General features: G+C 54.5%; 14 protein-coding genes. 7 read left to right on the top strand and 7 right to left on the bottom strand.

Features of this window, described 5'->3' with window-relative positions; translation table 11 throughout:
• Positions 1-244 precede the first annotated feature (244 nt).
• The 4 genes from IM294_RS10645 (at position 245) to IM294_RS10630 (ending at position 2,655) form a co-directional block, all read left to right on the top strand.
• Complete coding sequence (locus IM294_RS10645) at positions 245-760, top strand: DUF2778 domain-containing protein (protein WP_126817939.1); 516 nt, start codon at positions 245-247, stop codon at positions 758-760.
• Positions 741-1,259, top strand: a complete 519-nt coding sequence (locus tag IM294_RS10640; RefSeq protein WP_126817938.1) for a hypothetical protein — start codon at positions 741-743, stop codon at positions 1,257-1,259. Before IM294_RS10645 ends, IM294_RS10640 begins: the two co-directional genes overlap by 20 nt.
• A gap of 1 nt (position 1,260) precedes the next feature.
• The gene (locus IM294_RS10635; protein WP_008501360.1) at positions 1,261-1,746 is read left to right on the top strand and encodes an Hcp family type VI secretion system effector; all 486 of its coding nucleotides are present in this window, start codon (positions 1,261-1,263) and stop codon (positions 1,744-1,746) included.
• 441 nt (positions 1,747-2,187) lie between these two features.
• Positions 2,188-2,655 (top strand): SymE family type I addiction module toxin, encoded by a 468-nt coding sequence (locus tag IM294_RS10630; RefSeq protein WP_126817937.1) that lies wholly within the window; start codon positions 2,188-2,190, stop codon positions 2,653-2,655.
• A 58-nt stretch (positions 2,656-2,713) separates the two neighbouring features.
• Here the strand turns inward: IM294_RS10630 and IM294_RS10625 are convergent, their stop codons facing one another.
• From IM294_RS10625 to trpS, 3 genes are all read right to left on the bottom strand, one after another.
• On the bottom strand, positions 2,714-2,974 hold the full coding sequence (locus IM294_RS10625; protein WP_227015584.1) for a hypothetical protein: 261 nt from the start codon (positions 2,972-2,974) through the stop codon (positions 2,714-2,716).
• A 166-nt stretch (positions 2,975-3,140) separates the two neighbouring features.
• Positions 3,141-3,485, bottom strand: coding sequence for a hypothetical protein (locus tag IM294_RS10620; RefSeq protein WP_126817935.1), 345 nt, complete (start codon positions 3,483-3,485; stop codon positions 3,141-3,143).
• Positions 3,486-3,675: 190 nt separating this feature from the next.
• Complete coding sequence (gene trpS, locus IM294_RS10615) at positions 3,676-4,677, bottom strand: tryptophan--tRNA ligase (RefSeq protein ID WP_126817934.1); 1,002 nt, start codon at positions 4,675-4,677, stop codon at positions 3,676-3,678.
• Positions 4,678-4,876: 199 nt separating this feature from the next.
• Between trpS and fosA the strand changes: the two genes are divergently transcribed.
• Positions 4,877-5,302: a FosA/FosA2 family fosfomycin resistance glutathione transferase gene (fosA, locus tag IM294_RS10610; RefSeq protein ID WP_063154879.1), complete on the top strand. Its 426-nt coding sequence runs from the start codon at positions 4,877-4,879 to the stop codon at positions 5,300-5,302.
• Here the strand turns inward: fosA and IM294_RS10605 are convergent.
• On the bottom strand, positions 5,288-6,295 hold the full coding sequence (locus IM294_RS10605; protein ID WP_126817933.1) for a LacI family DNA-binding transcriptional regulator: 1,008 nt from the start codon (positions 6,293-6,295) through the stop codon (positions 5,288-5,290). The genes fosA and IM294_RS10605 overlap by 15 nt on opposite strands.
• Positions 6,296-6,480: 185 nt before the next feature.
• Between IM294_RS10605 and IM294_RS10600 the strand changes: the two genes are divergently transcribed.
• Both IM294_RS10600 and IM294_RS10595 read left to right on the top strand, forming a co-directional pair.
• Complete coding sequence (locus tag IM294_RS10600) at positions 6,481-7,569, top strand: cellulase family glycosylhydrolase (RefSeq protein WP_126817932.1); 1,089 nt, start codon at positions 6,481-6,483, stop codon at positions 7,567-7,569.
• 45 nt (positions 7,570-7,614) lie between these two features.
• The gene (locus IM294_RS10595) at positions 7,615-9,009 is read left to right on the top strand and encodes an MFS transporter (RefSeq protein ID WP_126817931.1); all 1,395 of its coding nucleotides are present in this window, start codon (positions 7,615-7,617) and stop codon (positions 9,007-9,009) included.
• A gap of 34 nt (positions 9,010-9,043) precedes the next feature.
• Here IM294_RS10595 and IM294_RS10590 read toward each other — a convergent pair whose 3' ends face one another.
• The 3 genes from IM294_RS10590 to IM294_RS10580 form a co-directional block, all read right to left on the bottom strand.
• Positions 9,044-10,348: an McrC family protein gene (locus IM294_RS10590; RefSeq protein ID WP_126817930.1), complete on the bottom strand. Its 1,305-nt coding sequence runs from the start codon at positions 10,346-10,348 to the stop codon at positions 9,044-9,046.
• Complete coding sequence (locus IM294_RS10585) at positions 10,345-12,408, bottom strand: McrB family protein (RefSeq protein WP_126817929.1); 2,064 nt, start codon at positions 12,406-12,408, stop codon at positions 10,345-10,347. Before IM294_RS10585 ends, IM294_RS10590 begins: the two co-directional genes overlap by 4 nt.
• Positions 12,409-12,539: 131 nt before the next feature.
• Positions 12,540-13,361, bottom strand: a complete 822-nt coding sequence (locus IM294_RS10580; protein ID WP_126817928.1) for an alpha/beta fold hydrolase — start codon at positions 13,359-13,361, stop codon at positions 12,540-12,542.
• Positions 13,362-13,378: the final 17 nt, after the last annotated feature.

Here is a 13,378-nt window from a genome sequence, read left to right as displayed (position 1 = left end):
TTACTAACATCATGGAGCAGGTCACTCTGCCAGCGGTTCGGTCTCGCCCCTTAGGGTACAGGTCAACTTGATAAACTTCGCTTCCTGATACACCTCTGATGTTACCGCAACGGCCTTACACGTTGTCTTACCACCAACGGGCTATTATCTGAAAATCAGAGGTCTCTCGGAAGAAAACCTTCTTATGTCCGATTGCGCAGGAGTACGATAAGCCAACAAATCATTATAGATAAAAGGGTTATCTATGGCTCTACATGGAAAGTTCGTAATTAATGATGCGTACTACTCCCCGTTATCGTTTCCTGGTATAGGCACGTTTTTAGCATTCTCTGGTAATGGTACCTACCGTAACCGTGGGGCATGTGGAATGATCCCCAAAGAGGGGCCTGTACCAGCGGGTAAATACTGGATTGTTGACCGCCCTCAAGGTGGACTCAAGTCACAGCTAAACACAGTGGGAAGAGACATTTATAATCACTTCGCCAATGGTGCAACATTCAAACATTCTGAATGGTTCGCATTATGGCGTGATGATTTGGGGATCGACGATTACACATGGATTGAGAGCGTTCAGCGTGGCAATTTCCGTTTGCATCCAGGCGTACTATCAGAAGGTTGTATCACTCTCCCACATGATTCTGATTTTGCCATGTTGCGTAATGCTCTGTTGAGAAGCCAAAGAATAGATGTTCCTTGCATGAGGAATCTACAGGCATACGGCACGATTGAGGTGATCTCCAATGGCAAAACATGCCCTTAGTTTATTCATCAAGATAGTGCTGTTCGCTGTTGTTGTGCTGATCGTTGCTGAAATGGTTCCGTATGATGGATTAGTTAATTCTATTACGGGGCTTTTCGATTTCCAAAGCGCCGACAAGTTTACCCGCTTCATTTTGGGTGAACCTGATTCAGAAGTTTGGGAATCGTTAGACGCCTATTTTAGCATATTAATCAATACGTTAATAAGCGTACCTGTCATGAGCGCCATTACCACGGCGTACAGTGGCGCGACACACAAAGTTAGTCCAGCAGGTATCCCCAGAGAGTGGTTCAGTTCCACATTGCGACGGTTAGCTAAAATCTTCGGGTTTACCTTCCTGTTTTGGGCGTTATTTCGCTTGCTGCCTTATCAGTCTTTATTCCCGGATCAAACGTATTCAAATTTCACAATGGCGGCGATTGTGGGCTTTCAGTTGCTCTTAACGATTGTTTGCTACTGGTTCATCACGAAGAAAATCACAACTAAAAGGAGTTTGTAAAATGCCTATTCCGGCTTACATGTGGCTTAAGGACGATGGCGGCGCAGACATTAAAGGAGCCGTAGACGTTCAGGATCGTGAGGGGAGTATAGAGATTGTTGGCTTTAGTCATGGTCTGAACATTCCAGTAGACAGTGCCAACGGGAAGATTACTGGCAAGCGTTCACATTCTCCGATGATGATTGAAAAGGAGTTTGATAGCTCCAGCCCGTACCTATACAAAGCCGTTGCCACGGGTCAAACGTTGAAAAGTGCGGAGATTCGCTGGTATCGCATTAACCATGCAGGACAAGAAGAGTGCTACTTCGTCATGACCATTGAGGGTGTGAAAGTGACGGGCATTAACCCAGGGATGCCAAACGCTAAAATGGCAGGAAACTCGCAGATCAACCACATGGAATCTGTTTCCCTGATGTATGACAAAATCACCTGGCGTTATGTTGATGGTAATGTCCAGTATACGGACGATTGGAACGTAAGAGCGTAACAAATAGAAAGGAGGCATTGAGTGCCTCCTTTCTATTGAAGCTTATCCTCTCAAAGGAGCCTGTCCGTAATTCTGTTTAACTGCCATCGTATTAAAGGTGATCGCTCAGTCGGTCACCGAATTTGATAATAAAATGACTCATTGCCAGCCCGCAGATAGGCGAATGGTTGCTCAGAGGTCCATGCGGGCGCTCACCTTATATTCTGATAGTCCTCGCTGCGTAATTTCTCTGACCAACCCTTTTCCTGAATCCCCCTCGCAAATTTCAAATTTACCCCACCCAAAACCGCTGTATTTATATTCAGCCCTGTATAATGAGCACCAGAAATTACGCCGAACGGCAAAGGAAATATTGAAAAATATTTAACGAGGAATTCGCGATATGAAGGTGCTGCAACACCCCCATACCGCTAACCACAACCAACTAATCAGGAGTTGAAAATGGCTGCGACGAATTTTAAGCCAGAGTTTACTGTTTGCAAAACAGAATCAGACGCTTTCACCGGCATGATTGAAAACCGCGAGCTGGTACGCAAAAACACCGCCCGCCGTCTTCACGGCAACCCGCCTAACGCGGCCCCCGTCCATCCCCGCGCGGAAACGCCGCAGGACAGTGCCGCCTGCTGCGAACTGTATGCGCGCATAGACATGAAATATCTTCTCCTGGGCGGCGACTGGCTAACCCGTGCTGGCTTTATCAACGGTATGCCGGTGAAAATCCGCGCCATGAAAGACTGCATTGTGATTACGCCGCAGCATACAAGAGAATTATGGGGATGCCTGGAGGGTATGAGCGTGGTGAATATAAATAAAAAGAAAGTGGCGCAGTGGTTGAAGACCTTTCCAGGAGCGCTGAATGATACAGGTGATGTTCCGGTGATTAAGCGTGGGAGTGGGAAGGCCGTTTAAACTTAAGACTAACGAGTGCGGGCATATGAGCACATGCCCGCACTATGCTAAAAATAACTCAATCATGATCTACCTGTTCTTTAACTGCCTTAACCAGCACAGCATGAAGCTCGCCAACGGTTAAATCGCGTATCACCGGTTCCTGAATGCCTCGCAACCTGCGAATCAAGCGGCAGATACCAAAGTAATCTATGCCCTCGGTGCTAAAAAGAAACTCGTTTTCAGCGAGGGAAAAAGTTTTCTCATAGCCATCTTCTTCAGTGACAAGCGTAACGCCAAACGCTTCCTCGCAGTCTTCTATCAGGGCATCGCCATCCATGCCGCATATATCGAGGTCGGCTTCGATTAGGGTGTTCTCATCAATGCGCTTGCGATGATGTCCCGAGGACTGACGTACAACCTCAATGACCTGCGAAAGAGTGGGGGTACATTATGTTGGATTCCGTGGGTGAAAAAATGACGTAGACACTTATTAATAGACCGAGTTAACGCCTGGGACTGATTATTGATGGTACAAAGAAAATCAAAATAATCCACGCAAACATCCCAATGATTTTTAACGGCCAGGGTTCGAATACATCAAAGCACACAATTGCTCCTATAACTAATAGTGGTCCTCCCAATAATTCCAGTATTCCTTCTAAGATAGATAACTTATGAGGCATTACACGATTCAGTAAAATGGCCATGAAATGTGCGCATCCTAAAGTGATGATTATTGCTATAGTGCAGTCTTTCCAGTTATCAGTGATGCCCACGCATATGATGCACAGTGCAATCACAAACACACAAAGTAACGTATTCAGCATGGAAATAATAAACTTGCTCATATCACTTTTCGCCACGCATTAAAAATATAAAGAAACCATGAATATAGCTTTCTCTAAAGAATGACAAACGAAATTGGCTAATAATGCATTTAAGCATTTATTGCGCCTTGCTTATTTTCGTAATAAACGAGTTAGCGGCTTCATGCCAATCCCACGCACTCCACAGCCCAACCTCAATCAACTCACCTAATCAAAACACCGGCACCCCCAACCCAACCTTCACCTCCCTCAACGTCGCCTGCGTCACCCCCTGCGCCCGTTCGGTCCCGTGCTTCAGCATCGCCATTAGCTCCCCCTTATCCCGCATATACATCGCCCGCCGCTCCCGCATCGGTGCAATCAGCTCCTGCAAACACGCCTCCAGCTCGTTCTTACATACCCGGTCACCCAGCCCGCCGGCCTGATAGTGCGCCTTCATCGCCGCCACTTTCTCCTTGTCCGGATGAAACGCGTCGAGGTACGTAAACACCACGTTCCCCTCAATCTGCCCCGGGTCGCTCACCTTCAGGTGGTTCGGGTCGGTGTACATCGCGCTGACCGCACGGTGAATGGTCTCTTCACTGGCCGAAAGATGCAGCGTGTTGCCCAGCGATTTCGACATCTTGGCGCTGCCGTCGATGCCGGGCAGGCGGCTGGTGTCGCTCAGCATCGCCTTGCAGTGGCGCAGCACCGGGGCGGGCAGCAGGCTATTCATCTTGTGCACAATCTCGTTGGTCTGCTCAATCATAGGCAGCTGGTCGTCGCCGACCGGCACGCACTCGGCCTTGAACGCGGTGATGTCCGCCGCCTGGCTGATGGGGTAGGCCATAAACCCGACCGGCAGCGAGCGGGCGAAGCCCTTCTGCACAATCTCGTTTTTCACCGTCGGGTTACGCTCCACGCGGGCGACGGTGACGATGTTCATATACAGCATCGTCAGCTCGGCGAGGGCGGGCAGGGCGGACTGGAGGCAGATCGTGGTCAGGTTCGGGTCGATGCCGGCGGCGAGGTAGTCGGCCAGCACTTCGGGGATGTTGTCGCGAATTTTTTGCGGGTTGCTGCCGTTGTCGGTCAGCCCCTGAAGGTCGGCAATCAGCACAAACTGGTTGTGCGTGTGCTGGAGCGCCACGCGCTGGCGCAGCGATCCGACGAAGTGGCCGAGGTGCAGTGGGCCGGTTGGGCGGTCGCCGGTGAGGATGGTGGGTGCGTTCATAAAGACTCCTTAACGTTGTAATGCCGAAAGGGGTCTTAGATGTGTGAAAGCCGCCTTTCGGCGGCTATCTGAAAATGGGGAAAACTACTCCGTGCCGCCTTTAAGAAGGCAGCCACCAGCGGTTTACGGTGAGGACGACGTGGTTTATGTTCATCTCTTTACCGTACCACGTCCGGCGCGAAAAACAAAAGGGCACGTCATGCTGCAATCACTCAACCACCTGACCCTCGCGGTCAGCGACTTGGAAAAAAGCATCAGCTTCTGGCACGAGCTGCTGGGGCTGACGCTGCACGCCCGCTGGAATACCGGGGCCTATCTCACCTGCGGCGATCTGTGGGTCTGCCTGTCGTACGACGAGGCGCGCCGGTACGTGCCGCCGCAGGAGAGCGACTATACCCACTACGCGTTTACCGTGGCGGAAGCGGATTTTGAACCGTTCTCGCAAAGGCTTGAGCAGGCGGGCGTCACCGTCTGGAAGCAGAACAAAAGCGAGGGGGCGTCGTTTTACTTTCTCGATCCGGACGGGCACAAGCTGGAGCTGCACGTGGGCAGCCTCGCAGCGCGGCTGGCGGCGTGTCGCGAGAAGCCCTATGCGGGCATGGTGTTTACCTCAGACGAGGCTTGAGGCGCGTACCTTCAGCCTGCCCGCCAGCGTCACGTGCGTGGCGGCATCTTCCTGATTGCACAGGTACTCCACCGCCAGCCGTCCCAGTTCGCTGTAGGGCAGCTGGATACTGGTCAGCGGCGGGGTGAGCTGCTCGGAAATCTTCTGGTCGTCGTAGCCCGCCAGCAGCATGTCCTGCGGGATGCGCACGCCATTCACCGCCAGCGCCTGATAGCAGCCAATCGCCAGCCAGTCGCTGGCGCAGAAGATGGCGTCCGGGCGTTCGGTCAGTTCCAGCAAAGAGGTGGTGGCGGTAAAGGACTCGCTGAACTGCCAGTTGGTCTGGCGCACCAGGCCGTCGTCGCACGCGAGTCCGGCCTGCTGTAGCGCCGCCCGGTAGCCCGCCAGACGCTGGCGGGAGGCCTCCATCCAGCTCTCGCCGGTGATGTGGGCGATGCGCGTGGCCCCGCAGGCGATGAGGTGTTTAGTCACCTGGAAAGCGTTGGCGTAGTCGTCCGGGATAAACGACGGCAGCAGCGGCGAGCCGGGGTCTCGCTGGTTGAGTAGCACCAGCGGGATGCGGGTGCAGTCGTGAAACGCCGTCATGTCCACCAGCGTGGTGACCGGAGAGGCGAGAATAATCCCGATGCAGTTGCGCTTCTCCAGCTGGCGGATAATGTTCAGCGCCAGCTCCACGTCGTCGCCGTAGTCGTATACGGTGAGCAGGGTCTCGTTGCGCCACGCCGCTTCCCGCGCCTGGCTGATGGCGTCGATAAACGGGTCAAAGCTCTGCAGCGAGCTGACCAGCAGGGCGATCTCTTCCTGGTTGCGTGGGGCGTGAACGGCGGGGAGGCGGTCGTAACCGAGCTCGGTGGCGACGCTAATCACCCGCTGGCGGGTGTCGTCGCTGAGCTTGATGTTGCGGGACTGGTTAAGCACCAGCGATACCGTTGCCTGCGACACCCCTGCCGCCCGCGCAATATCGTTCATCGTCACTTTTGTTTTTCGCTTCATCCGTCCTCTCCCTTTCGCGACTTCGCATCATACCCTAACCGCACGCTTTAGCGCCGTCGATCACGTTTCTCATTCATCGAAGCGTGAACTTTGTGAGGGGCATCGCTTTTCTAAACGCCGTGATTTGCGCATTTATCCCGCAGCTAATATTTATTAGCTAAACATTATCAGTAAGAGGATGCGTAATGAAAGAGCAGTGGAGCAGGGAGCAGGCACAGGCGTGGTATGAGCAGAAAGGCTGGCTGTGCGGGTTTAACTATTTGCCGTCGACGGCGGTGAACTGGACCGATATCTGGCAGGCAGAGACCTTCGATGCCGCAACCATTGACCGCGAGCTGGGCTGGGCGGCGGAGGCGGGCTATAACACCCTGCGCATCAACCTGCCGTTTATCGTCTGGGAGCATGACCGCGACGGGCTGATGGCGCGCATCGACCGCTTTTTGACGATTGCCGACGACCACGGGTTCAGCACCATGCTGACCCTGATGGACGACTGCGGCTTCTCCGGTGACGAGCCGTACCTCGGCCCGCAAAAGCCGCCCGTGCCGGGCAAGCACAACAGCCAGGCGGCGGCGAGCCCCGGTCGCGATAAGGTGTGCGATCCCGACTGCTGGGCAGATATTGAACGCTATATCCGCGACGTTGTTCGCCAGTTCCGCGACGATAAGCGCGTGCTACTGTGGGATCTCTATAACGAGCCGGGCAACCGCGGCATTTTCGCGACGGGCACGCAGGAGGTGCAGTACGACGCGAAGCTGGAGACCTGCGCCCACGCGCTGATGAAGCTGGCGTTCCAGTGGGTGCGTGAAGAAGACCCGACCCAGCCGCTCACCGTCTGCGCCTGGCGCGTCCCGCCGGAAGAGGAGGGCGAGACGTTCTTCCAGCACCCGCTGGACCAGACCGCGCTGGCGCTCTCGGACGTGGTGAGCTTCCACGCCTACACCCACACGGGGCGCATGACGGCGATGATTCAGCAGCTGCAAAAGCTCGGTCGCCCGCTGTTCTGCACCGAATGGCTGGCGCGCCACGTGGGCAGCACGATTGAAGAGCAGCTTCCGCTGATGTACATGGCGAAGGTCGCGCCGTACCAGTGGGGGCTGGTGCGCGGCAAAACCCAGACGTGGCTGCCGTGGCCGGTGGTGATGAAAGAGTCCACGGACTACTGTCGCCTCTGGTTCCACGACGTGTTTGAGGAGAACGGCATTCCGTTCTCACGCGCTGAAATTGCGCTGATGCAGAAGCTGCGCAAAATCGCCCCGAATCCGCAGGGCTAATAATAACGACCCGGCGCCCTGTCGCCGGGCAACCAGGTACGCACTATGGCAACGACAATGAAAATACCGTCTCGCGAGTTGTGGTCTTATTTTGGCTATGGTTTAGGTCAGTGTTTTAGCTTTGGTTTAGTGGGTTCGTTTATTAACTATTTTTACACCGACGTGCTGGGGATCTCGGCGCTGGCGGCGAGCACCATCTTCCTGATTGCCCGCGCGTGGGACGCGGTTCACGATCCGCTGTTTGCCAGCATAATGGACACCATTAACAGCCGGTTCGGCAAGTTTCGCCACTTTTTGCTGATCGCACCTTTGCTGATTACCGGCGTCACGCTGCTGTCGTTCTATAAAATCGAAGCGGACATGACCACCAAAATCCTCTACGCCGGGGTGACGTATATCCTGTGGGGGACGCTGTACGCCATCTCCGATATCCCGTTCTGGTCGATGTCGTCGGTGATGACCAACGACTCCGGTCAGCGCACCCGCGCGGTGACGGCGGCGATGCTCGGGGTGAACGCCGGGATTGCCTGCGCCAATATCTTCTTCCCGAAGCTGGCGGCGTTCTTCGCCCAGTACAGCAACGATAAAGGCTACTTTATGGCGGCGCTGGTGATGATGCTGGTGGGCCTGCCGCTGATGCTCAACGGCTTTATGCAGATCAAAGAGCGTGTTCCGCCGAGCCCGGAAAAGGTGACCATTCGCGACACCTTCCACAACCTGCGCCAGAACAAGCCGCTGTTTATCGTCCTGCTGTCGTTCTTTTTCTGCGTGTTCCACAACGTAGCGGGCGGGCTGTATATCTACTTCTTTATCAACAACCTGGGCGACGGCAGCCTGCAGATGGCGATTGGCGTGATGGGCATTGTGGCGGCGGTGCTGTGCCTGGTCGCCCCGATGCTGACGCGCCGGATGCAGAAGCGGAAGCTATTTATGATCCTCTGCGGGCTGGACGTGGCGGTGCGCGTGGTGATGTGGTTTGTCGGCTATCAGCAGGTGACAATGCTGTTCATTCTGCTCGGCCTGAGCACGCTGTTCGTTATGATGACCAACATCCTTACCTCGTCGATGATTGCCGACACCATCGAGTACGCGGAGTACCACACTAACAAGCGCTGCGCGGCGATCACCTTCTCCGGGCAGACCTTTACCGGCAAGATGTCGGTGGCGGTGGGCGGCGGGCTTATTGGCGTGTTTCTGACGATGATTGGCTACGTGCCGCAGGCGCAAATCCAGAGCGAAGGCGTGCTGTCGGGGCTGTTCTTTGGGATTTGCCTGCTGCCGGCGATTGGGTCGCTGATCCGCATGGGCTTTATGTCGCGCTTTACCTTTACCGAGGAGAAGCATGCGGAAGTGTGTCGGCTGCTGGCAGAACGCAGGCGGGGGAGCGAGCAGAATGGCATCGTGGATGAGGCGTTGACCCGCCCGGTATCGGTCAATTAATCGCTTCAGACGCCTGCTTTGCAGGCGTCTGCTTCTAATTCCGCAGCTTCAGGGACTCGGGGAGGTGGAGTATCGAGCTCTGAATACTGGTTCCGATGGTAAAAGGGACGATCCATAAACGTAGCGCATGGCTGTCCGGCTTATGAAGTTCGAAGGGATGGGGAAGCGCATCGCTAAAACCGTCATGCTGCGGGTAGATCAGGATCATATCGCCGCGGCTATCGAGATATTTCGTTCCGTAGGCCAGCATCTGGTAAAGATCGCTTTGCGAAATGTTAAAGCCAGGTTTATGAGGCTTAATCTTTTTCCATTTCGTATCGCAAATAATTGAAGAATGTTTCGACGTGTCATACGGGCGAAGCCAGATATCCGGCTTGAGTCTAAACATATACCTGGTGTGATAGCGAGCCAGAGTGTGTGTTTTTGCTTGGGTATCAATTTGGTAACGTTGATGATGATGATGCCTCATCCACGCCGCAACAAAGGATTCAAATACCGCTTCCATTGGAAAGAGCAGCGATATGGCATCAGCATGACCCTGCATACAAAGTGGTGACTCCCCGTGTAGGATCAATTTGGCCCACTCCAGCGCCTGTTCATAGTGATGCATATGCCTGTCGAGGCGAACCAGATCGAACGCGTGAGCGGTATCAACAACGGGAGGAATACCTTCGAAGGCCGACTGCAAGGGGCGAAGCTGCTGGATGAGCTGAGGGTTGCGGGTCAGGCGCGAAACCGTATCGATGGCCGTTTTGAGAATGCGGTTCTCCGGTCGGTCAACACTGTACTCGTCATACTCCACCTGAAAGCGATCCCGGCGAACGCTATTTGTCGACAGTTGTGCTGAAACCCGCAGTTTTCCCTTCATCCACGGTAGATTCTCCTGCTGGCGAAGGTAGTCACGCTTAAGACCCTGCAGCAGGACCGCCTGGACGCTCTGGATAAATTGATGAATAAAGATATCCATCAGCGGCATGCGCGAGGTTTTGATACTGGCGGAGGTTGTGGCGATGTGCCGGAAGGTTTTCAGCGTGCGCAGCATCATCATCAGCTGTTCGCGGGCGTTATCATGGCCGGTCTTTGGCAACACCTCGATGAACGCTCCTCCCGGCAGCGCAATGACGCCGACATAGTTTTTCACCTGCAGCACCTTCACGCGCCCGACCGTTTTCAGCGTCAGCAGGCGCGCGTCGTATTCCGCATCGTCGTTCAGGCAGCATTGCTCCAGCCACGCAAAACAGGCCGGAGGAAGCTCCAATGCGTCCTTAACCCGGCCGCTGTCCTCTTTACTGACCAAATAACCGTATTCAAAGGTGGACCACTGCCGCCGCCCGGTCATTCGTCGTTCTCCGCGCCTCGCGCACCTGCATCGTAAATCTGACGCCAGGCGATGGCATTATTCCAGACAGGATCGTCTTCGCCTGCAAGGTGATAGCGCTCTCCCTCTTCCTGCAGATCGTCCGATGCATCCGTTCCAAACAGCCGCTGAATATTTCCCTCGTTTTTGATCGAACGGATGAAGCACAGGGCGGGATCCTGCTTCTGGTTATCTCCAAGGACCAGACGAATTTTCTGCCAGTCGTTGTAAAAGTACTCCTCCAGCAGCGGCAGTACTTTATTTTTCATCACCCGCTGCAGACGGGCGAAAGCAACGTCATCGTCCTCCGTCTCAATTACCGGTATGAAAAAAGCGTGCCCAAGCGTGTGCTCGCTATCGTACAGCGCCTCAATGCGTTCATTGAGCATCTGCAGTAGCCGTTTGAGATCGATACCTTTGATGACGTGGCCTTCCAGAATGGAGGCTTTCGGCAGCATGGCCTTAAACTCGAAGCGGCGGCGCAGGGCGGTGTCCAGAGCGGTCAGGGAACGGTCCGCGGTATTCATGGTGCCGACCAGGAACAGGTTGTTTGGCACGCTGAATTTTTCGCCCGAATAGGGTAGCGTCACGCTCAGGGCCTCGGGTTCACCCATGCGCTTGGATTTCTCAATTAAGGTGATGAGCTCTCCGAAAATTTTGGAGATATTGCCACGGTTAATCTCGTCAACAATCAGCACGTAGTTCTGGCGTTTTGCCGGTGCATTTTTTTTCGGTGTGACGGGAAGATTATAATTATCATGAAGATAGTTGAGGATACCCCGGACATACGACTCGTTGTGGATATCAATCCCGTTGTTCTGATACCAGGCTTTGATGTCTTTCACGTAGGCGTTGTATCCATTCCCCAGATCCCCTTTTTTGCTGTTTAAAGGGAAGATGCCGAAGTTCGTTTCACTTTTATAGGTGACGCCGAACGGTTTACCTGATGTCGTTTTGAGCGTGGCGGCTTCGCCATTCAGCAGTTCTTTTTGAAACTTTGATAGCGCCTCGTTCAGCGCCAGCTGTTCACCTGCGTAACCAAACGCCGCATCCTCACAGATTTGCTTAAAGACGCCGGATTTAATGTCATAGCGAACGTTACCGTCACGGGTGGTATCGGCGCGTAACCCTTCAATAAACTCTTCATAACCAAAGCTTTGGTGGAAAGTGACAAAGCGGATGCGCTGTTCGGAGACCAGCCGGTCATAAAGCGCTTTAAGTGCGTTCCGGTAATCACTGCCCTGAAGGCCATCCAGCAGGCGGGAATACTCAGCGGGTTCACAGGCCCGGACGGCATGCTCAACGGTGGAATAGGTTTTACCCGTCCCCGGAGGGCCATAGAGAATGACGTTCAGTGGAACATCCGCCACGTTCTCATCCGTATCCTGATCGTCGTCTTCGGCCCAGGACTCGCTACCTACCAGGCCGATATCGCTCTTATCTTTGATGAAATGCGTGTAGAGATGCCACAGCGACATATTGAGTTCGACAGGGTCTACATGGCCGCCCAGCTCGCGGTTCAGAGCCGCCTTCAGCTCCAGGTTTTTTTCAAACCACGTCCCTTTCCCGGCGAGCCCAAGCCCGAAGCGGTTATTACAGTAGTTATAAATGCGGGAAAACATTTTGGTATTTACCACGTTCGAAACCCGCTCAGGGTAGAGCGTGGCAAAAGCCCGGTGACACAACGCCCAGTACTGTTTCTTGAGAATGGATTTGGCCTTAAGCGCCTGTAGCTTGTTGACCACCTTTTCATATACGGCCGGGGTGCAGCCCTGTGCCATCAGGGTTGTGATTTCCCGCAGGTGAATCTGGGCCGCATTGTATTCGTTCTGCGACATTCCACCCTGTTTAATGCTGGCGACGCCGTTGGAGCGTTCATACCAAAGTGCCTTGATAAGGCTTTGATCACGAAACTCGGGTCGCTCTGTCGCTACGCGTTTGACCATCTGGTGATAGGCTGGCCCCCATTTAGGGCTGTATCGGCTGTTGTTATTGATATGCTCATTAAAGAAGGGGGCTAACGCGGTGCGATCCTGAACCATCACAAACTCCGGAAGTCGGGTAAAGGCGGTAAAGGTCAGTATTTTATAGGATTAATCTGAATGGTGTCACTGCTTGTTCAGGTGGGTTGAGGTGAAAAGGGGGCTGTCGCCGTTGGCGTCAGCCCTCAGACTTACAGCGACTTCACAAACGCCAGCAGATCTTCGTTGAGCTGATCCTGGTGGGTCAGCGCGAAGCCGTGCGGGGCGTTGTCGTACACCTTCAGCGTGGCGTTTTTGATCATCTCCGCCGCCAGCTTGCCGGTGGTTTCAAACGGTACGATCTGGTCATTGCTGCCGTGGATCACCAGCGTTGGCACGTCGATTTTCGCCATATCCGGGCGGAAGTCGGTTTCGCCGAACGCGGTCACGCAGTCGATGGTGCCCTTCAGGGACGCCAGCAGGGCGATGTTCAGCGTCTGGGTCAGGGCACCGGCGGACACGGTCTGCCCGGCGTTGGTGCCGTAGAACGGCGTCGCGAAGTCGCTGATGAACTGGGCGCGATCTTTACGCAGTCCGTCGCGAATGCCGTCGAACACGCTCTGATCCACGCCCTGCGGGAAGGAGTCGGATTTACCGAAGATCGGCGTGACCGCGCCCAGCAGCGCCAGACCGGCCACGCGCGCGCTGCCGTAGTTGTTGATGTAGCGGGTCACGTCGCCGCCGCCCATGGAGAAGCCCACCAGCGTCACGTCTTGCAGGTCCAGGATGGTGATCAGGTCGTTAATGTCGGACGCAAAGGTATCGTAGTCGTAGCCGTTCCACGGCTGATCCGAGCGGCCAAAGCCGCGACGGTCAAAGGCGATGGCGCGGAAGCCGCGTTCGGCCAGGTAGTTCAGCTGGCTGTCCCACATGTCGCCGTCCAGCGGCCAGCCGTGGCTGAAGAGAACCGGTTTGCCCGCGCCGCAGTCTTTGTAGTAAATCTGCGTGCCGTCTTTTGCCTTAAACGTTGCCATAGTGTGTTCCTGTACAG

Source organism: Enterobacter cloacae complex sp. P43RS (genome assembly GCF_014930585.1).
GTDB lineage: Bacteria > Pseudomonadota > Gammaproteobacteria > Enterobacterales > Enterobacteriaceae > Enterobacter > Enterobacter bugandensis.
The sequence above is the reverse complement of the archived record's forward strand: the minus strand, read 5'-3'. Positions and strand labels throughout refer to the sequence as shown.

Bases quoted from the DNA above. Each gene is read 5' to 3' on its own strand.
- IM294_RS10645 (WP_126817939.1), top strand. From the start codon at position 245: ATGGCTCTACATGGAAAGTTCGTAATTAATGATGCGTACTACTCCCCG.
- IM294_RS10640 (WP_126817938.1), top strand. From the start codon at position 741: ATGGCAAAACATGCCCTTAGTTTATTCATCAAGATAGTGCTGTTCGCT.
- IM294_RS10635 (WP_008501360.1), top strand. From the start codon at position 1,261: ATGCCTATTCCGGCTTACATGTGGCTTAAGGACGATGGCGGCGCAGAC.
- IM294_RS10630 (WP_126817937.1), top strand. From the start codon at position 2,188: ATGGCTGCGACGAATTTTAAGCCAGAGTTTACTGTTTGCAAAACAGAA.
- IM294_RS10625 (WP_227015584.1), bottom strand. From the start codon at position 2,974: ATGGATGGCGATGCCCTGATAGAAGACTGCGAGGAAGCGTTTGGCGTT.
- IM294_RS10620 (WP_126817935.1), bottom strand. From the start codon at position 3,485: ATGAGCAAGTTTATTATTTCCATGCTGAATACGTTACTTTGTGTGTTT.
- trpS (WP_126817934.1), bottom strand. From the start codon at position 4,677: ATGAACGCACCCACCATCCTCACCGGCGACCGCCCAACCGGCCCACTG.
- fosA (WP_063154879.1), top strand. From the start codon at position 4,877: ATGCTGCAATCACTCAACCACCTGACCCTCGCGGTCAGCGACTTGGAA.
- IM294_RS10605 (WP_126817933.1), bottom strand. From the start codon at position 6,295: ATGAAGCGAAAAACAAAAGTGACGATGAACGATATTGCGCGGGCGGCA.
- IM294_RS10600 (WP_126817932.1), top strand. From the start codon at position 6,481: ATGAAAGAGCAGTGGAGCAGGGAGCAGGCACAGGCGTGGTATGAGCAG.
- IM294_RS10595 (WP_126817931.1), top strand. From the start codon at position 7,615: ATGGCAACGACAATGAAAATACCGTCTCGCGAGTTGTGGTCTTATTTT.
- IM294_RS10590 (WP_126817930.1), bottom strand. From the start codon at position 10,348: ATGACCGGGCGGCGGCAGTGGTCCACCTTTGAATACGGTTATTTGGTC.
- IM294_RS10585 (WP_126817929.1), bottom strand. From the start codon at position 12,408: ATGGTTCAGGATCGCACCGCGTTAGCCCCCTTCTTTAATGAGCATATC.
- IM294_RS10580 (WP_126817928.1), bottom strand. From the start codon at position 13,361: ATGGCAACGTTTAAGGCAAAAGACGGCACGCAGATTTACTACAAAGAC.